The 23,397-nt window shown below is 65.8% G+C and carries 24 protein-coding genes; 10 read left to right on the forward strand and 14 right to left on the reverse strand.

All coding sequences use genetic code 11. The features are described 5' to 3' along the window. Positions 1-9 precede the first annotated feature (9 nt). From AC5Y7E_RS18310 to AC5Y7E_RS18325, 4 genes are read right to left on the reverse strand one after another with little or no spacing between them, the layout of a single operon-like run. The gene (locus AC5Y7E_RS18310; protein WP_499950191.1) at positions 10-1,053 is read right to left on the reverse strand and encodes a TIGR03857 family LLM class F420-dependent oxidoreductase; all 1,044 of its coding nucleotides are present in this window, start codon (positions 1,051-1,053) and stop codon (positions 10-12) included. Next, complete coding sequence (locus tag AC5Y7E_RS18315) at positions 1,050-1,430, reverse strand: nuclear transport factor 2 family protein (RefSeq protein WP_499950192.1); 381 nt, start codon at positions 1,428-1,430, stop codon at positions 1,050-1,052. Before AC5Y7E_RS18315 ends, AC5Y7E_RS18310 begins: the two co-directional genes overlap by 4 nt. Then, positions 1,430-2,569: an alpha/beta hydrolase gene (locus AC5Y7E_RS18320; RefSeq protein ID WP_499922002.1), complete on the reverse strand. Its 1,140-nt coding sequence runs from the start codon at positions 2,567-2,569 to the stop codon at positions 1,430-1,432. The genes AC5Y7E_RS18315 and AC5Y7E_RS18320 overlap by 1 nt, the downstream gene beginning before the upstream one ends. Before the next feature lie 14 nt (positions 2,570-2,583). Continuing rightward, positions 2,584-2,715: a hypothetical protein gene (locus AC5Y7E_RS18325; RefSeq protein WP_499950194.1), complete on the reverse strand. Its 132-nt coding sequence runs from the start codon at positions 2,713-2,715 to the stop codon at positions 2,584-2,586. Between the two features lie 84 nt (positions 2,716-2,799). On the opposite strand from AC5Y7E_RS18325, the gene AC5Y7E_RS18330 reads away from it, so the two are divergent. The 7 genes from AC5Y7E_RS18330 to AC5Y7E_RS18360 all read left to right on the forward strand — a co-directional run bounded on the left by AC5Y7E_RS18330 (position 2,800) and on the right by AC5Y7E_RS18360 (position 10,429). Then, the gene (locus AC5Y7E_RS18330) at positions 2,800-3,807 is read left to right on the forward strand and encodes a Rieske 2Fe-2S domain-containing protein (RefSeq protein ID WP_499950196.1); all 1,008 of its coding nucleotides are present in this window, start codon (positions 2,800-2,802) and stop codon (positions 3,805-3,807) included. Next, entirely contained in the window at positions 3,804-4,433 is a 630-nt protein-coding gene (locus AC5Y7E_RS18335; protein WP_499950198.1) for a cysteine hydrolase family protein, read from the forward strand. The genes AC5Y7E_RS18330 and AC5Y7E_RS18335 overlap by 4 nt, the downstream gene beginning before the upstream one ends. After that, positions 4,430-5,050 carry a PaaI family thioesterase gene (locus AC5Y7E_RS18340; RefSeq protein ID WP_499950199.1) on the forward strand — a complete coding sequence of 207 codons (621 nt, stop codon included), beginning with the start codon at positions 4,430-4,432 and terminating at the stop codon, positions 5,048-5,050. Before AC5Y7E_RS18335 ends, AC5Y7E_RS18340 begins: the two co-directional genes overlap by 4 nt. 8 nt (positions 5,051-5,058) lie before the next feature. Next, positions 5,059-6,711, forward strand: a complete 1,653-nt coding sequence (locus AC5Y7E_RS18345) for an acyl-CoA synthetase (RefSeq protein ID WP_499950200.1) — start codon at positions 5,059-5,061, stop codon at positions 6,709-6,711. A 122-nt stretch (positions 6,712-6,833) separates the two neighbouring features. Beyond that, a complete protein-coding gene (locus AC5Y7E_RS18350; protein WP_499950202.1) occupies positions 6,834-8,042 on the forward strand; it encodes a cytochrome P450 in 1,209 nt (402 codons plus the stop codon). A gap of 21 nt (positions 8,043-8,063) precedes the next feature. Continuing rightward, positions 8,064-9,278, forward strand: a complete 1,215-nt coding sequence (locus AC5Y7E_RS18355; RefSeq protein ID WP_499950316.1) for a CaiB/BaiF CoA transferase family protein — start codon at positions 8,064-8,066, stop codon at positions 9,276-9,278. Next, on the forward strand, positions 9,275-10,429 hold the full coding sequence (locus AC5Y7E_RS18360; protein ID WP_499950203.1) for a thiolase family protein: 1,155 nt from the start codon (positions 9,275-9,277) through the stop codon (positions 10,427-10,429). The genes AC5Y7E_RS18355 and AC5Y7E_RS18360 overlap by 4 nt, the downstream gene beginning before the upstream one ends. Before the next feature lie 78 nt (positions 10,430-10,507). On the opposite strand, the gene AC5Y7E_RS18365 is transcribed toward AC5Y7E_RS18360, so the two are convergent. The 6 genes from AC5Y7E_RS18365 to AC5Y7E_RS18390 are packed head-to-tail and all read right to left on the reverse strand — an operon-like array spanning position 10,508 to position 17,309. Then, positions 10,508-11,707: an acyl-CoA dehydrogenase family protein gene (locus AC5Y7E_RS18365; RefSeq protein WP_499950205.1), complete on the reverse strand. Its 1,200-nt coding sequence runs from the start codon at positions 11,705-11,707 to the stop codon at positions 10,508-10,510. Next, positions 11,708-12,754, reverse strand: coding sequence for an acyl-CoA dehydrogenase family protein (locus AC5Y7E_RS18370; RefSeq protein ID WP_499950208.1), 1,047 nt, complete (start codon positions 12,752-12,754; stop codon positions 11,708-11,710). A gap of 2 nt (positions 12,755-12,756) precedes the next feature. Beyond that, positions 12,757-13,587, reverse strand: a complete 831-nt coding sequence (locus AC5Y7E_RS18375; RefSeq protein ID WP_499950210.1) for an amidohydrolase family protein — start codon at positions 13,585-13,587, stop codon at positions 12,757-12,759. Beyond that, positions 13,584-15,209 carry an acyl-CoA synthetase gene (locus AC5Y7E_RS18380; RefSeq protein ID WP_499950212.1) on the reverse strand — a complete coding sequence of 542 codons (1,626 nt, stop codon included), beginning with the start codon at positions 15,207-15,209 and terminating at the stop codon, positions 13,584-13,586. The genes AC5Y7E_RS18375 and AC5Y7E_RS18380 overlap by 4 nt, the downstream gene beginning before the upstream one ends. Before the next feature lie 23 nt (positions 15,210-15,232). After that, on the reverse strand, positions 15,233-16,435 hold the full coding sequence (locus AC5Y7E_RS18385; protein WP_499950214.1) for an amidohydrolase family protein: 1,203 nt from the start codon (positions 16,433-16,435) through the stop codon (positions 15,233-15,235). Positions 16,436-16,463: 28 nt separating this feature from the next. Next, on the reverse strand, positions 16,464-17,309 hold the full coding sequence (locus tag AC5Y7E_RS18390) for an enoyl-CoA hydratase (protein WP_499950215.1): 846 nt from the start codon (positions 17,307-17,309) through the stop codon (positions 16,464-16,466). A gap of 356 nt (positions 17,310-17,665) precedes the next feature. On the opposite strand from AC5Y7E_RS18390, the gene mbp1 reads away from it, so the two are divergent. Next, on the forward strand, positions 17,666-17,905 hold the full coding sequence (mbp1, locus tag AC5Y7E_RS18395; protein WP_064952326.1) for a microaggregate-binding protein 1: 240 nt from the start codon (positions 17,666-17,668) through the stop codon (positions 17,903-17,905). Positions 17,906-17,967: 62 nt separating this feature from the next. Here the strand turns inward: mbp1 and AC5Y7E_RS18400 are convergent, their stop codons facing one another. After that, complete coding sequence (locus AC5Y7E_RS18400) at positions 17,968-18,984, reverse strand: dihydrodipicolinate synthase family protein (RefSeq protein ID WP_499950216.1); 1,017 nt, start codon at positions 18,982-18,984, stop codon at positions 17,968-17,970. A 43-nt stretch (positions 18,985-19,027) separates the two neighbouring features. Further along, entirely contained in the window at positions 19,028-19,825 is a 798-nt protein-coding gene (locus AC5Y7E_RS18405) for an SDR family NAD(P)-dependent oxidoreductase (protein WP_499950218.1), read from the reverse strand. 193 nt (positions 19,826-20,018) lie between these two features. On the opposite strand from AC5Y7E_RS18405, the gene AC5Y7E_RS18410 reads away from it, so the two are divergent. After that, on the forward strand, positions 20,019-20,831 hold the full coding sequence (locus tag AC5Y7E_RS18410) for a TetR/AcrR family transcriptional regulator (RefSeq protein WP_499950219.1): 813 nt from the start codon (positions 20,019-20,021) through the stop codon (positions 20,829-20,831). A gap of 19 nt (positions 20,832-20,850) precedes the next feature. Here AC5Y7E_RS18410 and AC5Y7E_RS18415 read toward each other — a convergent pair whose 3' ends face one another. Next, positions 20,851-21,759 (reverse strand): enoyl-CoA hydratase/isomerase family protein, encoded by a 909-nt coding sequence (locus tag AC5Y7E_RS18415; protein WP_499950220.1) that lies wholly within the window; start codon positions 21,757-21,759, stop codon positions 20,851-20,853. Beyond that, positions 21,756-22,451, reverse strand: a complete 696-nt coding sequence (locus tag AC5Y7E_RS18420; protein WP_499950221.1) for a hotdog family protein — start codon at positions 22,449-22,451, stop codon at positions 21,756-21,758. Before AC5Y7E_RS18420 ends, AC5Y7E_RS18415 begins: the two co-directional genes overlap by 4 nt. Before the next feature lie 122 nt (positions 22,452-22,573). Between AC5Y7E_RS18420 and AC5Y7E_RS18425 the strand changes: the two genes are divergently transcribed. Beyond that, the gene (locus AC5Y7E_RS18425) at positions 22,574-23,395 is read left to right on the forward strand and encodes an enoyl-CoA hydratase/isomerase family protein (protein ID WP_499950223.1); all 822 of its coding nucleotides are present in this window, start codon (positions 22,574-22,576) and stop codon (positions 23,393-23,395) included. Positions 23,396-23,397 lie beyond the last annotated feature (2 nt).

Genomic DNA, 23,397 nt, shown 5'->3' on the forward strand with positions numbered 1-23,397 from the left:
CGCGTCTGGCTAGTTCGCAGCGCGGTAGGCCGCGACGATCGGCTCGAGCTCGTCGGGTGTGGCACCGTGCATGATGACCGCGTCGGCCCCGTAGTCGAATTCCTTGCGGATGCGGTCGACGCACTGCTGCGCCGACCCGGTGGCCGATGGCTCCAGCCATTCATCGGGAATCAGCGTCGCGATGTGCTCGATTTGCTTGGCCGTGCCCTTGTGATCGATCCCACCCGCGATCGAGGTGACCACCGGATCTTCGCGGAAGCGTTGCAGCACAGCGGGATCCCAATTGTTGGTTGCGACAAGCAGATCGCCGTAGCCCTGCAGGTAGGTGGCCAGACGCGCGACGGTCTTCTTGAGCCGGAGTTCTTCGGGCAGGTGGTCACCGACGGTGGCGAAGCACGACCACACCCGCACGCTGTCCGGGTCGCGGCCCGCCTTCTCCGCAGCCGACTTCACGGTTTTGACGCTGCGCTGCAAGGTCTCCGGCGTGAAATAGGTGTGCAGTATGACGTCGTCGAACACGCGTCCGCCGAGCGCGAGCGTGTTGGGCCCAAAGGCCACCAGCGCCAGCCGGATGTCCTCGTTGAAGTCGGGATCGAGGAACAAGATGGGGTACTTGCCCATCGGGCCGTCGTGATTGAAGATCAGCTCGCCGTGCCACAGCCGGCGCATGACCTGAGCCCAGTCCTCCATCTGCGCCGTCGTCACCGCCGGGATTCCGAAGGCCCCGTAGATCGCGGCGATGCCGCGGCCAATGCCCAGGGTGAACCGGCCGCCGGACAGGCGATGCATCGTGGTCGCCCAGGATCCGGTGATCAGAGGATGGCGGGTGTTGTGATTGGTTGCCGCGGTGGCGATTTGCATCCGATTGGTCACCGCGCACGCCGCCCCGACCAGAGATGAAGCCTCTTTGACGTTCCACCGCTCGGAGATGAAGGCGGTGCCGAAGCCGAGTTCCTCGCCGCGACGCGCCTCGTCCATCAACGTCGCAGGGCCCTCACCACCGGCCCCGGCCAGCAGGTAGAAGCCCAACTCATCAAGCGCATGGTCGCTCAATTCCACACCCCTTGCTGGTAGCCGCAGTTCCACACCTCGGTTATCTTGCCTTCGACGACGCGGAACACCTCGATGCTGGCGATGTTGGTCTCGGTGCCGTCCTTGGTGGTGATCGTCGAGTCGTAGACGATGGCGACGTGCTCGCCGTCCTCGCCCTCGATGACGACGTTGAGGTCGAAGCGCAGCGAATCGGCCAGCTGCCACATGTCCACCACGCGCTGCACGGCTTCGGCGTGGGTCAGGGTACGCGAGGAACCCACCTCGTGCCGAATGACGGTGTCGCCCAACAACTCCTCGGCCAGATCGATGTTGCGTTCGTTCCACACCACGAGGTTGTAGAGTTCGACCACCGTCCGCGCGGTCCACGTGGGCGCCATCAACCCGGCACCGCGGCTTTTCGCGCGGCCACGTCGCGCAGGAAACGGTCGGTGATCCGCTGCACGCGCCGGGAGAAGACGTGTCCGACGTGGCTACCGTCGTACCAGTACAGCTGGCCGCCCCAGCGTTCGTGCAACGCATCAACGGGCTCGCGCATCGCCATCCGGTCGTGCCACGCCCCGACGATCAGGCGGCGATCCGGCGGCGGGGATGGAGTGACCGCCAGCGGATCGATCACCGACGTCAGCTGGGTCACCACGGGGGATTGCAGCAACTCGCGGAATCCTGCCCGCGATGCGCCCCACCGCTGCAGGTGCCGCGCGATCATCGCGTTGAGCCCCAGAATCGGCGTGTAGAGGGCGACGGCATCGATCTGCTTCTCCAGGTGGGAGACGAGTGCGGCGACCGGAGTGCCCATCGAAATCCCCGCCACCACAACGGCGGTGGCTTGTGGCTGCACCCACCGCACGACCGCGCGCACCTCGGACACCACGCGCATCATCCCCGCCACATTGCCCAGCGGGTCCATGTCGGGATAGGCCGGCCATTGGCGTCGCCGGCAGCCGTGACCGGGCTGCACCGGCAGCGCGACATTGAAGCCCAGCTTGTGGTGGATGCGCCCAATCCGTGCCATCAGCAGGTCTTCGTCGCCACCCTGGCCGGCCCCGTGCACCCAGACCAGCCATGGACGAGGTCCGTCGTGGTGCCGACACAGGCGCACCACAGCCCGTGCTGGGCCGCCCAGCCCGTCGGCCTCCAGCGTGGCCGGCAACGTCGGGTCGTGCTCGAAAGCCATCCGCTCGTAGGCAAGACCGGCGATGCTGCGCCTGCGTAACGAGGTTGGCCGCAACGGGTTCGGCTCCGCGTGCGCCCGGTCGATGCCCAGCGACGAGAGCTCCTCGGCGGCCGCGGTGCAAACGTCCAGTGACCGCATCTCCGCGGGACTGCCGCCCAGCAGTGAAAAGGCGCTCAGCACCAATTCGTCGAGCATCGCCTCGCCGAACTGACGCGCACCGCGTGGCGATAGTGGGACCCAACCGGTCGACTCGCGCAGGCCGGCCACGGTGCGCGGCGCCAGCATTCCCAATTCGCGAACCACATCTTTAGCCAGGCTCAGCCCGTTCGCCGCCGTCGCCATGTCGCTCACCTTCATTAGCCAAGCCAATTCGATCCTGGCGTATCCGCCAGCCGCGATTTCAGCGCAGCGGCGCCGGTATCCCCGAAGCGGCAGGGGCGCGCCTTCGATTGCCGGATGGCTTCCAGCTCGTCAGCCGCTGTCGTCATGTCGCTCCTTGCCGCGCGCGGACCGGACTGCTGAAATCTATACTGTAATGGATTTAGTATCAACGATCACGAGAGGCGTTGACCGTGAAAGTCCCATTCACCTGGAAAGTCACCGGCTGGTTCATGGTCGGCTGGTCTCCGGAGTTCCCCGCCGGCGAGGTCCGGCCGCTGCATTACTTCGGTGAGGACCTGGTGGCCTACCGGGATGAGCAGGGTGAGCTGCACGTCTTGGAGGCACATTGCAAACACCTGGGCGCGCACATCGGTCACGGCGGCAAGGTGGTCGGCGACTGCGTCGAGTGCCCCTTTCACGGCTGGCGCTGGGGTCCGGACGGCACCAACCGGTACATCCCCTACCAGCCGGACCGGCCCAACCGCGGGCTACGCCTCAAGGTGTTTCCCGTGCGGGAGCAGTACGACTGCGTCTTCGTCTGGCACCACCCGGACGGCGAGGAACCGCAATGGGAGATGCCGGACATCTTTCACAAGTTCCCGCAGTTCGAGACGGACCCCGCGGCTTATTACCGCGCATACCCGGAGTTCTCCCGGCGCGCGGAGCGCGAACCGGTGCATCCGCAGATCGTGGCCGAAAATGCCCCGGACAGCGCCCATTTCGAATACGTCCACCACGCCACCGTGACGCCCAGGGTGCTGGAGTGGAAGATCGTCGACCAGGAATGGCAGTTCATCGCGGGCTGGCCCGACGCACGTAGCGACAACCCAGATGATCTCGCGTTGCGGTTCCACAGCCACCTGTTCGGTCTCGGCGGCGCGATCAGCGTCTTCGAGGGGGCGCAGAACCATCGCTTGATCTTCACTTGTACGCCGGTCGACGACGAATGCTCGGACTTGTTCTACTCGATCTGGTGGCCGCGACTGCCCGGGGACACCGGGGACGTTCCCGACGGCAAACTTCGCGAGGTCATCGAGAAGCAGTTTCTGTCCACCGTGTTCGACGATCTGCAGATCTGGCGCTACCAGAAGTACGTCGAACACCCCGCGCTGTCGAAGGTCGACGCGAAAGGTTATATGGCGCTGCGGAAATGGGCGACGCAGTTCTATGACGTCGCGCCGGTGGGCGCCCCCGCATGACGGACCGACTGGCCAGGCTCGCCGCACCGGAAAACACCGCGATCGTCACCCAGGAGTGCCAGGGCGCGGTGATGGGTCCCGACGCCGGACTGGCGATGCTCGCGGAGGAAGCCCGCCGCGAGGCGCTGCCCAACATCGCGCGGCTGCTGCCCGCGGCCCGCGCGGCCGGAGTGCGCGTCGTGCACTGCCTGGTGCAGCGGCGGCCCGACGGGCTCGGCTCCAACCACAACGCGAAGATCTTCGCGATGGGCACCGGCAATCAGGTGGACATCACGCCCGGGACGCCGGGAGCGGAGTTGCTGCCCGAATTGGGGCCGGAGCCTTCGGATTTGGTGCTGCGCCGGTGGCACGGCGTAGGCCCGATGGGGGGCACCGACCTGGACGCGGTGCTGCGCAATCTCGGCGTGTCGACGATTGTCGTCGTCGGCGTTTCGCTGAACATCGCGATTCCCAACCTCGTCATGGACGCCGTCAACGCCGCCTACCGCGTGGTCCTGCCCCGCGACGCGGTGGCCGGCATACCCGCGGACTATGGTGCAGCGATGATCGCCAACACGCTGTCGCTGCTGGCCACCATCACCAGCACCGACGAGCTGCTGCGGGCCTGGGACGAAGGAACGCGATGACCGAAACAGCGCCGGAAGTTCGTGGCGGTTTCCCCGACGTCAGACCCGTCGAGGACGCGCCGGAGGAACTGGGCCCGTTCGTCGCGGCGCTGCGCCGTCTGCAGGACCTCACGGTGTCCACCAAGCCCGACCCGGCGGTGTGGGCCGCCGCGACCGCTCACCTGGAGAACGCCTGCGCGCTGTTGAACGGCCACCAGGTTCCGGAGACCGAGGCGGTGGCCGGGCGGGTGCTGAGCCTGCCCGGATTGGCCCATCCCCTGATGCCGCCCTGGATGGTGACCGAGTCCGGTCCCGGCGGCGTTCGGATGGCCGGTCACTTCAGCACCGCACACATCGGCGGGAACCGGGCCGTGCACGGCGGCATGATCCCGCTGTTTTACGACTGGCTGTTCGGCATGGTCGTGACGACCGCCGACATCCGGCCGACGCGCACGGCCTACCTACACGTCGACTTCCGCAGCATCACCCCCATCGACCAGCCGCTGACCGCCCATGGCCGCATCACCAGCGTCGACGGCAGGAAGGTTTTCATTGACGCTACTATGACAGCCGCCGATGGAACCTTGCTCAGCGAAGCCAACGGCCTGATGGTTCGTCTGTTACCCCACCAGCCGTGAGAGGTCCGATGTCCGACAGCACAACAACTTTCACGGTTCCTGCCGTCGCGAAGGCCGTCGCCGCCGCGATACCCGATCGAGAGCTCATCATTCAGGGGGACCGGCGCTACACCTACGAGCAGGTGATCGATCGCGCCAACCGGCTGGCGGCGTACTTGCACTCGCGGGGGCTGGGCTGCCACACGGAGCGCTCCGCGCTGGGCGGCCACGAGGTGGGCCAGGACCTGCTGGGCCTCTACGCCTACAACGGAAACGAATTCGTCGAGGCGCTACTGGGCAGCTTCGAAGCGCGCGTGGCGCCGTTCAACGTCAACTTCCGCTACGTGAAGAGCGAGCTGCAATACCTGCTGGCGGATGCCGGGGCGACGGCACTGCTCTACCACGCCGCCTTCGCACCGCGGGTCGCCGAGATCCTGCCCGACCTGCCACAGCTGCGCGTGCTGATCCAGATCGCCGACGACTCGGGCAACGAATTACTGAAGGGCGCAGTCGATTACGAGGCCGCGCTGGAATCGGTGTCTCCGGAGCCGCCACCGGTGCAACACTCCGCCGACGACCTGTACGTCTTGTACACCGGCGGCACGACGGGGATGCCAAAGGGCGTGTTGTGGCGCCAGCACGACATTTTCATGACGTCGTTCGGCGGCCGGAATCTCATGACCGGTGAGCCGTCGAGCTCCATCGACGAGATCGTCGAGCGCGCCGCGTCGGGCCCGGGCACCAAGCTGATGATCCTGCCCCCGCTGATCCACGGTGCCGCCCAGTGGAGTGTGATGACCGCGATCACCACGGGGCAATCCGTCGTTTTCCCCACGGTCGTCGATCATCTGGACGCCGACGACGTGGTGCGCACCATCGAGCGGGAGAAGGTCATGGTGGTCACTGTGGTTGGCGACGCCATGGCGCGCCCCTTGGTCGCCGCGATCGAGAAGGGGATCGCCGACGTTTCGTCGCTGGCCGTCGTCGCCAACGGCGGCGCGCTGCTGACCCCATACATCAAGCAACGCTTGATCGAGACGTTGCCGAACGCCGTCGTCGTCGACGGCGTCGGATCGTCGGAGACCGGGGCGCAGATGCACCACATGTCGACGCCGGGGGCGGTGGCGACCGGCAGGTTCAACGCCGGGCCGGACACGTTCGTGGCCGCCGAGGATCTGACGGCGATCCTGAAGCCCGGGCATGACGGGATGGGCTGGCTGGCGCAGCGGGGCTACGTTCCGCTCGGTTACAAGGGCGATGCGGCCAAGACGGCCAAGACATTCCCGGTGATCGACGGCGTTCGGTACGCCGTCCCCGGTGACCGCGCGCGCCACGGCACCGACGGCTCCATCGAATTGCTGGGCCGCGACTCGGTGACCATCAACTCCGGCGGCGAGAAGATCTTCGTCGAGGAGGTTGAGACTGCGATCGCCTCGCATCCAGCGGTGGCCGACGTGGTGGTCGCCGGGCGGCCCAGCGAACGGTGGGGCCAGGAGGTGGTCGCCGTGGTGGCGCTCGCACCGGGAGCCAGCGCCGAGTCCGAGGAACTGGTGGCACACGCCGCGCGGACGCTGGCGCGCTACAAGCTCCCCAAAGCGATCGTGTTCCGTCCGGTCGTCGAGCGCAGCCCGTCCGGTAAGGCTGACTACCGCTGGGCGCGCGAGCAGGCGGTGAATGGCTGACCGGTGATGCCGGCGGCGCGCGACCTCACGCGGCCGAGCCATATTGCCTACTGTAATAATTACAGTACGATCTCACGCAGTAGGTGTTCGACTCGTGCCGAGATCGAGATGCTGGAGATCAAGTGACGACCAACGTGCACACCGCCGCCGGTGCCGGCGACGAGACGGTCAGCCTGCGTGACCCCTACCCGTTCTTCGCCCGCAAGCGGCGGGAAGCCGGCGTTTTCGCCGGCACGGTGATGGACTACTCCAAGACGCCGGAGTCCCTGCGACCAAGGCACGAATACTCCGCGATGTCGTTCGACGCGGTCAACACGGTGTTTCGGGATGGCCGGGTGTTCACTTCCAAGCCGTACGACAAGACCATCGGCCTGTTCATGGGGCCGACGATCCTGGCGATGGAGGGAAAGAAACACCGCGAACACCGCAACTTGGTATCGGCGGCATTCAAGTCAAAGGCCCTGGCCCGCTGGGAGCCAACCATCGTGCGGCCAATCTGCAATGCCCTGATCGACGAATTCATCGAGACCGGTCGCGCCGACCTGATCCGCAACTTCACCTTCGAATTCCCTACCCGCGTCATCGCAAAGCTGCTGGGGCTGCCGGCCGACGACCTGCCGATGTTCCGCAAGCGCGCCGTGCAATTGATCAGCTATCACGTCAACTACGAAGGCGCCTTCGAGGCCTCGGCCGCGCTCAAGGAGTATTTCGTCGAGCAGATCGAACAGCGCAAATCCAAGCCCACCGAGGACATCATCGGTGACCTGGTCACCGCGGAGATCGATGGCGAAAAGCTCACCGACGAAGCCATTTACTCGTTCCTTCGTCTGCTGCTGCCGGCCGGCTTGGAAACCACCTACCGCTCGTCGGGAAACCTGTTGTATCTGCTGCTGACACACCCGGAGCAATTCGCCGCGCTGCAAGCCGACCGCGAGCTACTGGCACCGGCCATCGAGGAAGGGCTGCGCTACGAGACACCGCTGACCGTCGTGCAACGCTTCACGACCGAAGACACCGAGGTGGAAGGCGTGCAGATCCCGGCACGCTCGGTGATCGGGGTGTGCATCGGTTCGGCGAACCGCGACGAGCGACGCTGGGAACGCTCCGAAGAGTTCGACATCTTCCGCAAGCACACGCCACACATTTCGTTCGCCGCAGGTGAGCACACCTGCCTCGGTTTGCATCTGGCCCGGCTGGAAACGCGCGTCGCGATGGAATGCCTGCTGGACCGGCTGACCAACGTCACCTTGCTGACCGATGATGACCCGCACATCCACGGCCAGCCGTTCCGGTCACCGAATGCGCTTCCGGTGACGTTCGACGCGAAGTAGTGTCCGGAAATGGTCAAAGTCATGACGGGCTTTCGGGTCCTCGAGCTTGCGCAGTTCACCTTCGTTCCGGCGGCGGGAGCCATCCTGGCCGACTGGGGAGCCGACGTCATCAAAGTCGAACACCCGGGCCGCGGCGATACCCAGCGCGGCTTCCTGAATATGGGTGGCATTCAGATCGATCCGGAACGACACCCGTTGATGGAACATCCCAACCGGGGCAAACGCAGCGTCGGGATCGACGTCTCCACGCCGGGCGGCCAGGAAGTGATATACGAGCTGGCCAAGACGGCGGACGTGTTCCTCACCAACTACAAGCCCGCGCAACGCCAGAAGCACAAGTTCGACGTCGAGCACATTCGCGCGGTGAACCCGAACATCGTGTACGCCCGCGGCTCGGCCTACGGCGACAAAGGGGCCGAGCGTGACACCGGCGGCTATGACGGCACGGCGTTCTGGACGCGCAGCGGCATCGGGTACGCCCTGACACCCGAGGAGCTGGGCGGCGCACTGGGACAAGGCATTCCCGCATTCGGCGACTCGATCGGCGGCATGTTCATCGCCGGCGGCATCTCGGCCGCGCTGCTGCATCGCGAGCGCACCGGTGAGGCCGTCGAGCTCGACGTGTCGCTGCTGAGCACGGCGTGGTGGGCGGCCGGCGCCAGCGTGACACAGGGCATGGAGACCGGCGAGGTGATGCGCACTCCCATGCCGGGTTCCGGCGCGCCCTCGGTGAATCCGTTCATGGGCAACTACGAGACCTCCGACGGCGGCACCATCAACCTGTGCATCATCAGCCCGACCGGGCTGATCCGCGACACGTTCGAACACCTGGGCATTCCCGAGGCGGCCGACGATCCCCGCTTCGCCGACGTGCTCCCCCTGATCCAGAACGCCGACGCCGCCGCCGAGCTGATTGCGAAGGCCTTCGCCGGCAAGCCCTTTGACTACTGGCGGCAGCACCTCAAGACGATGAAGGGCCAGTGGGCGCCGTTCCAGAGCCTCATCGACCTGGTCGACGACGAGCAGGCGATCGCCAACGACATGATCGCCGAAGTCGAGCTCGCCGGCGGAGGCAAGCCGTTCCGCGTGGTCCGCGGCCCCGTTCAGTTCAACCACGAGCCGCTGACGACGACCCGTGCCCCCCAGGCCAGCGAGCACACCGAGCTGGTCCTGATGGAGCTCGGCATGGACTGGGACCGGATCGAGGAACTCAAGGATGCAGGGGCCATTGCGTGACCTCCAATAACGACGTCGCCATCATCGGCGTGGGTTTACACCCGTTCGGCCGCTTCGAGGGCAAGTCGGCGATGCAGATGGGTGTCGACGCCATTCTCGCCGCGGTCGCCGACGCCGGAATCGCTTGGCAGGACGTCCAGTTCGCCACCGGCGGCAGCTGGACGGTAGCCAACCCGGACGCGATCGTCGGCATGGTCGGGCTGACCGGCATCCCGTTCACCAACGTGTTCAACGCCTGCGCGACCGCGGCCAGTGCCGCCAAGGCGTGCGCCGATGGCATCCGCCTCGGCGACTACGACATCGGGATCGCCGTCGGCCTGGACAAGCACCCGCGCGGTGCGTTCACCGAGGACCCCGCACTGGTCGGTATGCCGCGCTGGTATGCGGAAAACGGGCAATATCTGACCACCCAGTTCTTCGGGATGAAAGCCAACCGCTACCTACACGAGCACGGCATATCCCAGCAGACCCTGGCCAAGGTCGCCGCCAAGAACTTCCGCAACGGGGCGATGAACCCCAACGCATTTCGCCGCAAGCCGATGTCCGAAGAAGACATCCTGAACTCGGCGATGCTCAATTACCCGCTGACGCAATACATGTTCTGCGCGCCCGACGAGGGCGCCGCCGCCGTGGTCATGTGCAGAGCGGATATCGCGCACCGCTACACCTCCACGCCCGTCTACCTGCGGGCGGTGGAGGTCCGCACCCGCCGCTACGGGGCCTACGAAGTCAACACCACCTGCGCACCCGTCGAAGAAGACGTGGCACCAACGGTTTACGCCGCCCGCGGCGCATTCGAAAGAGCCGGCATCTCGCCCGACGACGTCGACGTCATCCAGTTGCAGGACACTGACGCCGGCGCCGAGATCATCCACATGGCCGAGTGCGGGTTCTGCGAACACGGCGACCAGGAAAAGCTCCTGGCCGACGGCGCCACCGAGATCAACGGCGCGCTGCCGGTCAACACCGACGGCGGGCTGATCGCCAACGGCGAGCCCATCGGCGCCTCCGGCCTGCGGCAGATCCACGAAATCGTGCGCCAACTCCGCGGCGAGGCGGGTGAACGCCAAGTGCCCGGCAACCCGAAGGTGGGATTCACCCAGCTGTACGGCGCGCCGGGCACCGCCGCGGCGACGATCCTCACGACCTGACGGCGCCCCCAGCGCCGAACGTGAACTGGCGGTTACGACACGCCGAAGGCTTGCGCCGTCAGTTCACGCTCGGCGAAGCTAGGAAGCTTTCCGCGCGACCGGCGCGTACGCCGGCTTACCCAGGCCCAGCATGTATTGCGCGATCATGTTGCGGAACACCTCGAGCGTGCCGCCGTAGATCCCGACCAGCGGGGCGAATCGGTACACGTATTCCGCGGCCCCGTTGTCGGCCGCGCCGTCGGTGCCGAGGGGCAGCGTGGCCGCGGTGCCCAGGATGTCCATCAGGTCCGGCGAGATGTCACGCATCGTCTGCGCCAGGGCGACGCGCCCGAAGATGCTGGGCGCGCTCAACGACGCTTCCATCCGTGCCGCGCTGCGCCCCAAGCGATATGCCACCGCCGAATCATCGATGAGCCTGCGCCCGTTCGGGTCTCGCTCGCCCACTTTGGCCGCGGCCTTGTCCAGGGCGTTCGCCATGAAACCGGCCTGGTGCATCATGATCGAGACATCCTGCAGCCCATCCGGGGCGGCCGCCACCGCCCCGTGCTCGGTGTTGAGGGGTTCACGCAACACCGTCCAGCCGGAGTTCACGTCGCCCAGGCGATACTTGTCGTCGACGCGCACGTCGCTGTAGTAGACGATGTTGGTGCGGTCACCATCGACGGTGCGGATGCCCTGGATCTCGATGCCCGCGGAGTTCAGCGGGACCAGAAACATGGTCAGGCTCTTGTGCTTCTGAGCGTCCGGATCGGTATTGGTGATGAGGAAGACGTACTGGCAGTTGTGCGCGCCGGTGGTGAACATCTTGGAGCCATTGATAATCCAGGTTGATCCATCCGCCTCACGCACCGCGCGGGTCTTGCAGGTGGCGATGTCGGACCCGCCCTCGGGTTCGGTGTAGCCCAGGCACAGCCGGACGTGTCCGCTGAAGACGCCTGGCAACACTTCGTCCCGCAACTCGGCGGAGCCGAACCTCGCGACCGAGCGGGCCACCATGGCGGTGGTGCCCCAGGTCACCCAGGGCACGTGCGCGCGCCGCTTCTCCAGCTCCCAGATACGGCGACGCAGCCGGCTGAAGCCACCGTCGGCCTCCGGCTTCCATTCGCGTTCGAGGTAGCCGGCTGCGCCCAACGCCAGGTGCACTCCCTCGTCGAAGTTGTCGCCCGTTTCCCGGTCCCGGCGTATGACGTCTTCCGTCACATGCGTGCGCAGAAACTCGCGCGCCTCCTCGAGGAAGCGCTGATCGTCGTCGGACAGGGTGACTCGTGAAAAATCCACTTAGGCGCCCTTTCCACTTTCGCGCGCGGCGACCAGCTCGCCGATGTACTTGGCGCTGGCGCCGGGATCCCCGCCGGCCAGCGCCCACCCGCGGGCACGTACCAGATACGCCGTGGCGGCGGCCTCGGCCGAAACGCCAAGTCCGCCTTGGATGTGCACCGCCATGGTCGCGGCCTTCGCCGCCTCTTCCGCCATGAACACGAAGGCCGAGGGCGCCAGCTCCGGTCGCTCGTGCGGCTCGTTGTCCAGGAACCAGGCCGCCCGCCGCGCCAGATTGCGGCCGCCCTGCACGGTGATCGCGATGTTGGCCAACGGATGAGAGATGCCCTGCAACGTCGAAATGGGGACCCCCAGCGTGTAACGCGTCTTGGCGAACTCGGCGGCGATGGTCATGGTCTCCTCCACCAGGCCCACCAACGCCGCCGCGCTCAGCACCCGCCATTCATCCAGCGCCCGTTGATATTCCGCCATCGCGTCGGATCCTTCGGCCAGCACGGTGCGGGTGTCGGCGGTCGCTGGATCCACCCAGGCCATCGGCAACCGGCCGATGTTGTCCACCTTGGCCGGGCGCGTGCCGAACGTCAGCGCGACCACCGCCCCGTCTTCGCGCACGATGATCTGATCGGCGATCGATCCGGTGGGCAGGAGCCGAGCGCCGGAGGCGCTGTCCTGCTGCGGATCGAACGCGGCGAGACGCCTGCCGTGCACGACGTCGGGTTCAGCCTCGCCGAGGCGCGCGAGCAGCCGTGCGGTGCAGACCTGGTCGATCCACGGCACGGGCGCGAGCGACCGGCCGATCTCCTCGGCCACCAAGGTCAGGTCGACGAGCGTCGCGCCGTCTCCGCCCGCGGATTCCGGGACCGCCATGGTCGTCGCGCCCATGGCGCACAACCGCTCCCACAGATTCTTGTCGAAGCCGGTCTCCTCCGCGGCGCGCACGGTTTCGATCGGGCAATGCGTTTTGAAGAAATCGCGGTAGGCGGCCTGTATCGCCTCGTGATCCGACGTCAGGCTGTAGTCGAGCCTACGTAGTTCATAGCGGTCCATCCTCAGCCTTCCTTCTGGCCACCGAAGAAGAATTCTTGCGCATTGTTGTAGAGATAGTTGTCGAGCACCTCGGCGGGCAGATCCAGCCCGGCCGCTTCGGGAACGACGCGGTGCATTTTCAACACCGGCCAGTCGGAGGCGAAGATCACCTTGTTCGGTCCGCGAGTCCGCATGTAATGCAACAGGCTGTCCGGCAACCGCTTCGGTGACCACGCCGACGTCATCAGCCGCAGGTTTGCGTATTTGATCAACAGCCTGATCGCGATGTCCCACCACGGGTCAGCGCCGTGAATCATGCACAGCTTCAGTTCGGGAAATCGCACGCAGACCCGGTCGAGGTGCATTGGGTTCTGCACCTCCCCGGGGATGGGCGGCCCGGGAATGCCGGTGTTGATACACAGCGGCAGCCCGAGCTCGGCGCACTTGGTGTACAGCGGGTAGTACACGGCATCGCTCGGCGGGTACTGACCGTCACCCCAAAAGCTCGGTCCCACAGCGGCATAGGCAACGGGCAGGTCGTTGACGACGGAGGAGAGTTCCCGCAGGGACGGCATCGGCCGCAGCAGGTTGACCCCGCCCATCGCCAGCGCGAACCGGTCGGGCTTCTCCTCGACGAACTTGCGCGCGGTCACCGACGGCTTGGCCAGGTTGTCCATCAGGATCGCCTTGCGCACGCCCTGGGCGTCCATCTCCTCGAGCAGCTTCGACAATTCGACCGGCTCGAACATCGACTCCGGCCCTTTGAAGTAGTCGTCACGCACCTTGAGCATCCAGGAGGGCTGCCGCTCGGTCTCGCCGAAGTGCACATTGACCAGACAATCGATGACCTTCATGTCGACATCGGCGCCTTTGTTGTTGCGTGACGTTTCGCCCAACGGTAATCGGCCTTGCCGTTGCCCAGGCGCTGAACCCGCTCGACGACGACGAACTCCTTGGGCGCCTTGAACCGCGCCAGCCGCGACGTGCAGAGCGCGTGCAGCTCCGCGGCGCCCGCGACGGCTCCGTCGCGGAGTTCGATGAGGGCCACAAGTTCCTCGCCCCAGCGCTCGCTGGGGCGACCGACCACCAAGGCGTCGGCGATCGCCGGGTGGGCGCGCAGCACCTCTTCGACTTCCTCGACGAAAACCTTCTCACCGCCGGTGTTGACCACCAACGAGTCACGGCCGAACAGCCGCAACGTTCCATCGGGTTCCAATCCTGCCCGGTCACCGGATATGACCACCCGCTTGCCGTCGATCTCGGGAAACGTCTTACGCGTGGCTTCGGGATCGTTGAAGTAGCCCAACGGTATTCGCCCTTCCCGGGCGACCCAGCCCACCTCCGTCTCGCCGGGGGCAAGAAAGTGGCTGTAGTCCTCGGAAAGCACCAGTCCGCCCTCGCGCAGCGTGAAGGTGTCGGCTTGCGTGCCGGGCCGGCTGTGGCCGAATCCCATGTTGCCCGTCTCCGACGAGCCATAGCCGTTGATGAGCGTGATCTGCGGTAGCAGTTCCAGCAGGGCTTGCTGATACTTCGGATTCGTCGCGGCGCCCCCGGTGCCGATCGCATACAGCGACGACAGGTCGTAGGAACCAGCCCGCAACTGCGCCACCAGCGGCGCGGCGTAGGCGTCGCCGACCATCGTCATCATGCCGACCTTCTCGCGTTCGGCCGTCTCCCAGACCACGTGCGGGTCAAGCTTTTTCGAGGTGTCATAGAGCACCACCGGGGTACCCGCCATGATCGCGGCGAATGCTGTCCACATGCCGGCCGCGTGCATCAGCGGCGAGACGGCGAACCATGGTGCACCGGCGCCACCACGCACCTTGTCGTGGATCTCCTGGGCGCAGGCGTGGTCGGCCCCCACCATCGACGTCACGTACATGTCGGACTGTCGCCAGAGCACACCCTTAGGCCGGCCGGTCGTCCCGCCGGTGCAGATCATCAGCAGATCGTCCGGCGACGCCATCACGCTCTGGTCGGTATCCCCCTGCGCCAGTGCATCATCCAATGACACGGAGCCGGGCAGGTCCGGGGTCGCGCTGCCGTCGTCGACCGACACCAAGAGCTCCACGCCGTCGCGAGCGAGCACGTCGGCGAACGCCGCGCCCAACCCACGGTGGTAGATGACCGCCCTGGGCCGCACGTAGTCGAGCAGCTCGCCGACCTCACGTGGCGTGTAGTGGTAGTTGATGTTCAGCGGAACGGTCCGGGCCTTGAGGCAGCCGACGAGCACGTCGGCGTACAGATCGTTGTGCATCACGAGCGCGACCCGATCCTGCCCGCATTCCCAGTTCCGCAGGGATGCGCGTTCCCGATGAGCCCCTAACCCGTTGCCCGCCAGGAAGTTCGCCAATCGGCGCGTGCGTTCTGCCGACTGGCGAAAGGTGCTGCGGCGGCCGCCGCAGACGGTCATCGTCCGGTCGGGTATGACGTTGGCGATTTCGTCGAGAACCGCCCCTATGGTCCATTCGCTCACGGGCGTAGTCGGCCCCGTCCCGATCAGGCGGCCGAGCCGACTTGGACGCCGAGAAGGTCTAGCGCGTTGTCCCGCATGATCTTTCGCACGTCGGACGAACTGAAGCCTTTCAGCTCCTCGGCGAACGACACCGGTGATTCCAGGCCCTCGCCGTGCGGCCAGTCGGAGCCGAACAGGATCTTGTCGACACCGATGGCCTCGGCCAGCTCCGGTAGGTCGTCCTCGTAGTAGGGGGCGATCCACACGTTGTTACGCAACTGCTCCACCGGGTCTTCGGGGAACCACTGGGGCTGGGTGTTCGCCGCCTTCTTCAGCCGCTTGATCAGCCGGTGCACGAAGTAGGAGCCGTTCTCGATGCTGACCGCCTTGAGCTTCGGATGACGGGTGAACACCCCGTGCACGATCATGGAGGCCATCGTGTCGTGGATGGCCCGGTCGTCGAGGAGGACCTGGTCCAGCGGATCCTTGGCCCCGAAGCCCTCGAACGTCGCCTTGCCGCCCCACGCCGCCGCGATGTGCAGATAACCGCTGTCGGACAGGTGGAATCCCACCGGCACGCCCGCCTCGGCCAGCCGGGCCCACACCGGGTCGTGGCTGGGATCGCCCAGGGAGCGCGGCTTGACCAGGCCGGGCACCGGCGCGGGCCGCACCAGCACCAGCTTGGCGCCGCGCGCCAATACGAACTCGACCTCTTCGACGGCCTTGGCCGGGTCGGCCAGCGAAATGATCGGCGCGGCAATGATTCGGCGATCGGGCAGGTCGAAGCCCCAGTCCTCGTCGAGCCACAGATTGAACGCATGCACCGACGCCATCGTCGCCTCGATGTCGTGTTTGAGCGCCTCTTCGACCCCGCAGCCGAACGTCGGCAGCATGAACACCGTCTCGATGTCCTGGGTGTCCATCACCGCGATCCGGGCATCGCGGTTCTGGTACTCGGGATGGTCCGCCAGCCGTTCGACCTTCATCAGCGAGGCCGGGTCGACGCCTTCCGGAATCTCGCCGCGGAACAACAGGTCGAGGCAGCCCGGCACGATGATCGGATCGAAGGTGGGATTGGGGATGAAGTGGTTGACGCGGTCGCCGATCACGGCCCAGGTCCGCTTGCCCTGCGTGACCATCTGGACGCCGCGCCGTTTGAACCTCTTGTCCAGGTGACGGGTGAACGAGTCCAGCGGCTCGTAGTAGTGGTTGTCGACGTCGATCGCCTGGTAACCCAAGTCGGCCATGATCATCCTTTCCGCCTACCGGCGAACACTAAGCGTCGGTCGAATCGAGCGATGGGAATTTCGGCGGCCGCTTCTCCAGAAAACTCGTGATGCCCTCGATCACGTCAGGGCGCGGCATGGCCTCGTGCAACAAAACCTCGGCGAGCGAATTGGCCTGTTCGACGTCGCGGGTCGCGTCGCCGTAGACCTGCCTCTTGATCACCGCCATCGCCGCCGGAGAGCAATGCGCGGCGATGTCCTCGGCGTAGTTCAGGGCGCGATTCATCAGATTGTCCGGAGCGACAACCTCTTTCACGAGACCCAGCTCGGCCGCCTCCTCGGCGAGGAAGGTCCGCCCGCTGAGCAACAGATCGAGAGCCACGCCCCAGTTGGTCAGCCGCGGCAGTATCCAGGAGATCCCGAACTCCGCGATCAGACCGCGGCGTGCGAACACGGCGCCGAACTTCGCGCCGGCGGCCGCGAACCGGACGTCGCACATCAGCGCCTGGGTCAACCCGATGCCGACACAAGCACCGTTGATGGCAGCGATGACGGGCTTGCGCAGCGTCGTCACGAAGTGGGGTGGGCGCTCCCCCACCAAGTCGGCCAGGTCCGTCTGAGCCGCCTTCTCCATCGTCTCGCCGTAGTCGGGTGCCGCACTCGGTGCGCCCAAATACGCGCCCGCACAGAATCCCCGGCCCCGGCCGGTCACCACGATGACGCGAACGGCCGGGTCCTGCTCGGCGCGATCGATCGCCGCGTAGAACCCCGCGGCGATGTCGGGCCCCCAGGCGTTCAGGCGATCCGGACGATTGAACGTCAGAATTGCCACACCGGTTTCAGTGGCCTCATACAGCACCGCCGCATCGGTGACCACACGGTCGGCGGCGCTCATCGGACCGTCCCCTCATTGTGACCAGCGGGCGAGTTTGTACCCATACTGTATACCTATCGGTACCGCATTCCACAACCGCAGCCAGTCCCGGGTGAAACCCCGGCTACACTGCGATTTCGTGCGCGAAGGGCAGTTTCAAACCGCCCGCAGATCGACGGCCAGGCTAAGACGGATTTCGACGCAGTCGCAACCCGCGTGACGGGCGGGGGGCCCGCACCCTGTTCTCGTGCACAAACCGTCCGCGACGGCGCAAGGCTTGATTTCTGTGGTGTGTCCCACGTCGCCGTGACGTTTGCATCGGCCCCGCGATCGGGAAACCCACGAGGAGCCAGCCAATCAATGGGGAGGTAGTTGCAGTGGTTGACGTCAAGAGTGGCCCGATCGAACTGGTTCGAGGCATCGTCGAAGATGCCCTGGGTAAGACCAAGCAGGTCATCGGGATCATCATCGGCAACGACGGCCTGATCGACGAGGGTAAGGCTCAGCAGGACAAGGCGGAAGCCCAGCGCAACGCTGGAAAGAAGGAAGCCGCCGCTGAGAAGGCCCGTGGTAAGGCCAAGGCCTATGAGCAGCGTGAGCGGGCCGAGCAGAACTAAACGGTCAGCTAGTCGGGCGGGCCCGGTCGATTGACCGGGCCCGCTTCGCTGCGTAATCGCTGTTACGGCACCACAGTTTCGAGTAGGCCCAGGCGTTCATACGCGCCTTCGATTTGGGCCTTCGCCTCGGCGGGTAGTTCGGCTTGCGGGGGCCGCGAATGGGGGTACGCACCGATGGGCAGGCCAAGTAGCGACGCAGCGTATTTGAACGCGCCGCCCCAGTGGGTGAAGTAATCCGCACGGCCCGGGTAGCAGGTCCACCAAGACCCGATGTCGAGGTCGAACTGGTCCAGGCCGGACGCGCGGCCATAGTCCATCGCCTCGACGAGTTTGTCGCTCTGCACCAGATCCCAGTATTCGGAGAACAATCGCCGCGTAGGCGTTTCGAAAAGGTAACCCGACGTACCCAGCTGCGCCGGACAGACGATCCCGTCGCGCAGCCAGCCTGCGCGGTACACCGTCTTGTCGCATTCCCACACCGCGAGGCCAGGTGCCAGTTCATGCAGCATCCGGCTGCTCGCCGGTCGGAAGGCGCCCTCTTTGGTGGCGCACACCGCGGGAACCTCGTGGTAGATCCGGGCGCTCTCGGCCGGCGTCAGCACGTAACCCGAGGACGGCGAGTTGAACATGCCCAGCGCTATATTCGTGCGCGCCGCCACGTATTTGAAGAAGCGCAGCACGCCCTCGCCGCCATGCGCCTCCATCATCGGCGTTTGGATATAGGCGATGTCAGCGCCCGCCTCCTGAGCGTGCAGCGTCAAGTCCACGCAGTCCTTGGCCGACATGGCCGCCGTGCACGCCTGCACCACCACGTCGGGATTGATACTGCGCGCCTCCTCGACGGCCACCTCCAAAAGGCGCCTGCGTTCGTCGAGGGTCAGCGACCAGAATTCGGCGATTCCGCTGGTGCACCACAACATCGGATGCCCGAGGTCGCCGACACAGTAACGGACCAGCGTCCGGTAGGCGTCCCAGTCGATATCATCGCCGTCGGTGCCGCAGAACGGCGTGTAGAGGGAGTCACCGATCCCCCGCAATGCGCCGGGCGCCCACGCACGCGCCTCCGCTGCCGTAGCCAAAGCCGACTCCTTTTGTCTGCCAATCGATTTCTTCGACTTATCCTCAAGTGAAGTCTGAACCACCATCGACATTGATGTTGGCTCCGGTCATGTAGGAGTTGCGCCGCGAGGCCAGGAAGGCGGCGACTGGGCCGATTTCGTCCGGCAGGCCCGCCCGCGGCAGGTGCGCGGGATGACCGAAATGCTGGGCGATGGCCTCCATCAGGGCGTAGGGGTCGTTGCCGTCGACCCCCACCGACTTCGCCCAGCCCGCCAGTGATTCGGATGCGATGCTGCCGGGCGACACCACGTTGACCAGGATCTCGTCCTTGGCCAGCGACAAGGACAGGTTCTTCGAAACGCTCGTCAGCATCGATTTCGCCGCCGTGTAGGCGGGCAGCATCACACTTTGCCGCTGAGTCGAGTGCGCCGAGAAGGTGACGATGCGGGCCCATTGCGCCTTGCGCAGCAGCGGAAGCGCCGCACGCACGCAGCGCACCATCCCCAGCACGCCGTCTTCTACGGACTGACGCCACTGGTCGTCGGTCAGATCTTCGAACGTGCCCGCGGCGCCCGGCCCCACCGTGACCACCAGCGCATTGAGCTCACCGTCCCATCGCTGCGCGAGCTCCCCGAACACCGCGCCGACCGCTTCGTCGTCCCCGATGTCGGTGGTCAGCCCTACCGCATCCGGGCTGCCACGCCGCGTGAGATCGGTCACCGCCGCGTCGAGGGCGTCTCGACTACGGCCGACGACCGCCACCCGGGCACCTTCGTCGGCGAAACAGCGTGCCGTCGCCAATCCCATACCGCGGCTACCGCCGACTACCACCGCAGTGGCATTCGCCAGCCCTAGATCCATTGCGTAATCCGTAGCTCTAGCCTGGTCATTTTCGCCTGTCCAGCCGATTTACCAAAAAGCCTACGATAGGTATTACAGTAGCAGAGGAAGAATGCGACACGAAGGCGTATACGCAGGTCAGATGAGAAAGTGCCGGTAAATTCGATATTACCGGCGGCACGGTCGGCAGACCGAATGAACGAAACAGATTTTGATGGAGGTGCCCGTAGTGGCAAAACAGGCAACCGCCGATAAGCGCCAGCGACGCGAACGCGGGTCCATCAATCCCGACGACATCATCAGCGGCGCATTCGAACTCGCGGAGCAGGTGTCGATCGACAACTTGAGCATGCCGCTGCTCGGCAAACATCTCGGTGTCGGCGTGACGAGCATCTACTGGTACTTCCGCAAGAAAGACGACCTGCTCAACGCGATGACCGACCGCGCCCTGAGCAAGTACGTGTTCGCCACTCCCTACGTCGAGGCCAACGACTGGCGCGAGACGTTGGCCAACCACGCGCGCTTGATGCGTAAGACGTTCATGGGCAATCCAATTCTGTGCGACCTGATTCTGATTCGGGCGGCCCTGTCCCCGAAGGCGGCACGGATGGGTGCCCAGGAGATGGAAAAAGCGGTCGCCAATCTGGTGGAGGCCGGCCTGTCACCGGAGGACGCGTTCGACACCTATTCGGCGGTCTCGGTGCACGTGCGCGGTTCCGTGGTGCTGCAACGGCTCTACGAAAAGAACCAGTCGTCGGATATCGGGCCGCGCGCCATCGAGGACGCCGTGTCCATCGACCCGGAAAAGACCCCGCTCCTTGCTCAGATCACCCGTATCGGCCACCGCATCGCCGCGCCCGACGAGCCGAATTTCGAGTACGGCCTCACCTGCATCCTCGACCACGCCAGCCGGCTGATCGAGGAAGGGAAAGCGTCGAAAGGCGCCAAGGCGGCGCCATCACGACAGCGCAAGCCCGCCAAGTCCGCTACGACCCGGGGCAGAAGCAAGGCGGCAGCGGCTCGCTGACCCCGTCCGAAACCCTCTGTCAGCCTTCGGGTTCCGGGACGTGGAAGTGCTCGTCGCGTAACCGAAATGCCTCCCGGGCACCGTGTTGCGCACGGGTTTTGACGAAGTTGAATTCGTCGGGCCCGAATTGCAGGTTGGTGCCGAAGGCGTGGAACAGATAGCTGGCGACCTCTTCGCCCTGGTACGCCTGGCTCTGCTCGACGAGCCGGAATGCCTCCTTGGCGATGACGACGCCATCGGCGGGCATCTTCGCCGCCTTCTCCGCCCAGTAGCGTGCCCGGGCCGTCACCGCGCCGGGCGCGCACGTGTCGGTGAAGATTCCGAGGTGTTCGATCTCGGCCGCCTCGATAATGTCGCCGGTCAGCAGCAGCCGCCGGGCCAGCACCGGCCCGAGCCGGTGAAAGAACATGTGCAGGCTGCCGAGCGCGGGGCCCAGGAAACGGGTTGCGGGCATGCCGATCTTGGTGTCGCGCGCGATGACCGAGATGTCGGTCATCAACGCCATCTCGAACCCACCGCCGAGCGCGTAGCCGGCGATCTCCCCCACCGTTACCTTCGGGAAACCCATGAAATTGTGGTAGAAGCCAAAAGACCTGCGGTCCACGGCAAGTCGTCGGCGCTGGCTGGGACGACGCTTGGCGGCCCGGTCGTCGGTGGCCGCCTGGTCGGGTGGCGCGGACGAGCCGTACCAGCCGTAGGCATTGTTCATGTCGGCTCCGGTGGAAAAGACCCCCTCGGCGCCACGCAGTAACACCACCGTGAGGTCGTCGTCCTCGGCCACCCGGTCCAGACAGCGGGCGACGGCCTCGCGCATCGCCGCGTCATAGGAGTTGCGTTGTTTCGGGTTGTTCAGCGTGATGGTCGCGATACGCCGGTCGGGATCGACGTCGAAAAGCACTCGATCGTCTGAGGTGCTCGAGGCGGTCATGTGTCGGACTCCTTTCGGCGCCTGCCGAATCGCGTTCCGGCAAGCCTTTCCGGCCGTGACGCCAACGTGTTGACCTCACCGGTACACAGGACTTCGCCGTCGAGCAGCAGCCGCCCGGTGGAAGTGATGCCGCGTTCGCCCTGGGATCGGGTGATGTCGAATCGCAGCTCGGTCAGCACCGGTGTCGGCCGGCGGAAAGTGACGGCCAAGGATCGCGTTTTGCCGGAGAGGCCGGTGACGCAGTTGTGATGCTGAATGACGCAGTCGAAGAAGACGCCCAGGAACCCGCCGTGCACCAGTCCGGGCGGACCCTCATATATCAGCGGGAACTCGACAGTGCCCGTTGCATTCTCGGCGTCGAGCTGGTCGAACCGGTATTCGGGAAAGCACGGGTTGTACGCGCCGATGTCGGTGGCGTGGTTGAGGTAGACGCGCCGGGGGTCGTCGGGCAATTCGCCGATGCGCGGTGCGTTGTCCGCCGGCGCCGCGGCCGCCAGTTCGCTTTCCCACTCGGCGAACTTCTGCAGCATGGCGTCCACCGCGCGGTGCGGATGCTCGAGGGATACCAGCAACGAGCTCAGGCGCCGCATGGCGGCGGCCGCGGCCACCGTCTGGGCAAGCGGAGCCTCACCGAATCGCGCGCCTCCGTTGCTCGTCGACGCCCGTGCGGCATGCCCCTCCGACAAGGTCATCGTTCCCTCTTTCACCCCGGGTTGTTCCGCAGGCAGCGTATCCTTGCTAACTTATACAGCGTATCAATCGTATTGCCTACTGTATGGGTAACCGTATCGGCGGAGAAAGGCCGGATTCGACGGTGAGTCAGGGGGCCGACACGGCCGGTGCCGAGGGTTCGGTAACAGCGCACCGCGACGGTGCGGTGTTGCTGGTGACTATCGACCGCCCAGGCCGGCGTAACTCGTTGACACAGTTGATGATCGGGACGTTGGTCGAAGCGCTCACCGATGCCGCTGCCGACGACTCGCTACGCGCCGTCCACATCCGCGGCGCGGGCGATCACTTTTGCGCCGGCGCCGACTGGGTGGCCGCCAACAATTCGGGCGCTCAGCGTCCCCGCGCCGGTGATCTGGTGCGACGGATCCCCCATGCCGCTCACCGGGTGATCGAGCTCCTCGCAAGCATCCAGCTGCCGGTGGTGTGCAGCGTGCGGGGCTGGGCGGTGGGATTCGGCTGCAATCTGGCCCTGGCCGCCGACTTCACGGTGGCCGCCGACGATGCGGTGTTCTGGGAGCCCTTCATCGACCGTGGATTCAGCCCGGACTCGGGATCCACCTGGCTGCTGCCCCGGCTCGTCGGCTTGGCGCGGGCCAGGCGCATGCTGCTGCTCGGTGAGAAGGTGAGCGCGCCGGATGCGGCCGACTGGGGGCTGATTCATCAGACGGTAAGCGGTCCGGACCTCGACCACGCAGCCAAGGAGCTGGTGGGCCGACTCGCCTCCGGTCCGACGGCCGCGCTCGGCCTGGCCAAACAGGCGTTGAACTTCGGCCAGCATGCGACGCTGAGCCAGTCGTTGACCCAGGAGCTGTTCAACCTGGAGTTGGCCTGCAGGACAAGAGATTTCAAGGAAGGCCTGGAAGCCTTCGGGCAGCGACGGGCACCGAAGTTCGATGGCCGATGATC

It is taken from the genome of Mycobacterium sp. NGS17 (genome assembly GCF_059813205.1).

What these genes read in the sequence shown, in the direction of transcription:
- AC5Y7E_RS18315 (WP_499950192.1), bottom strand. Translation starts at nt 1,430, where the DNA reads ATGGCGCCCACGTGGACCGCGCGGACGGTGGTCGAACTCTACAACCTC.
- AC5Y7E_RS18320 (WP_499922002.1), bottom strand. Translation starts at nt 2,569, where the DNA reads ATGGCGACGGCGGCGAACGGGCTGAGCCTGGCTAAAGATGTGGTTCGC.
- AC5Y7E_RS18325 (WP_499950194.1), bottom strand. Translation starts at nt 2,715, where the DNA reads ATGACGACAGCGGCTGACGAGCTGGAAGCCATCCGGCAATCGAAGGCG.
- AC5Y7E_RS18335 (WP_499950198.1), top strand. Translation starts at nt 3,804, where the DNA reads ATGACGGACCGACTGGCCAGGCTCGCCGCACCGGAAAACACCGCGATC.
- AC5Y7E_RS18340 (WP_499950199.1), top strand. Translation starts at nt 4,430, where the DNA reads ATGACCGAAACAGCGCCGGAAGTTCGTGGCGGTTTCCCCGACGTCAGA.
- AC5Y7E_RS18345 (WP_499950200.1), top strand. Translation starts at nt 5,059, where the DNA reads ATGTCCGACAGCACAACAACTTTCACGGTTCCTGCCGTCGCGAAGGCC.
- AC5Y7E_RS18355 (WP_499950316.1), top strand. Translation starts at nt 8,064, where the DNA reads ATGACGGGCTTTCGGGTCCTCGAGCTTGCGCAGTTCACCTTCGTTCCG.
- AC5Y7E_RS18370 (WP_499950208.1), bottom strand. Translation starts at nt 12,754, where the DNA reads ATGGACCGCTATGAACTACGTAGGCTCGACTACAGCCTGACGTCGGAT.
- AC5Y7E_RS18375 (WP_499950210.1), bottom strand. Translation starts at nt 13,587, where the DNA reads ATGAAGGTCATCGATTGTCTGGTCAATGTGCACTTCGGCGAGACCGAG.
- AC5Y7E_RS18385 (WP_499950214.1), bottom strand. Translation starts at nt 16,435, where the DNA reads ATGGCCGACTTGGGTTACCAGGCGATCGACGTCGACAACCACTACTAC.
- AC5Y7E_RS18390 (WP_499950215.1), bottom strand. Translation starts at nt 17,309, where the DNA reads ATGAGCGCCGCCGACCGTGTGGTCACCGATGCGGCGGTGCTGTATGAG.
- AC5Y7E_RS18405 (WP_499950218.1), bottom strand. Translation starts at nt 19,825, where the DNA reads ATGGATCTAGGGCTGGCGAATGCCACTGCGGTGGTAGTCGGCGGTAGC.
- AC5Y7E_RS18410 (WP_499950219.1), top strand. Translation starts at nt 20,019, where the DNA reads ATGGAGGTGCCCGTAGTGGCAAAACAGGCAACCGCCGATAAGCGCCAG.
- AC5Y7E_RS18415 (WP_499950220.1), bottom strand. Translation starts at nt 21,759, where the DNA reads ATGACCGCCTCGAGCACCTCAGACGATCGAGTGCTTTTCGACGTCGAT.
- AC5Y7E_RS18420 (WP_499950221.1), bottom strand. Translation starts at nt 22,451, where the DNA reads ATGACCTTGTCGGAGGGGCATGCCGCACGGGCGTCGACGAGCAACGGA.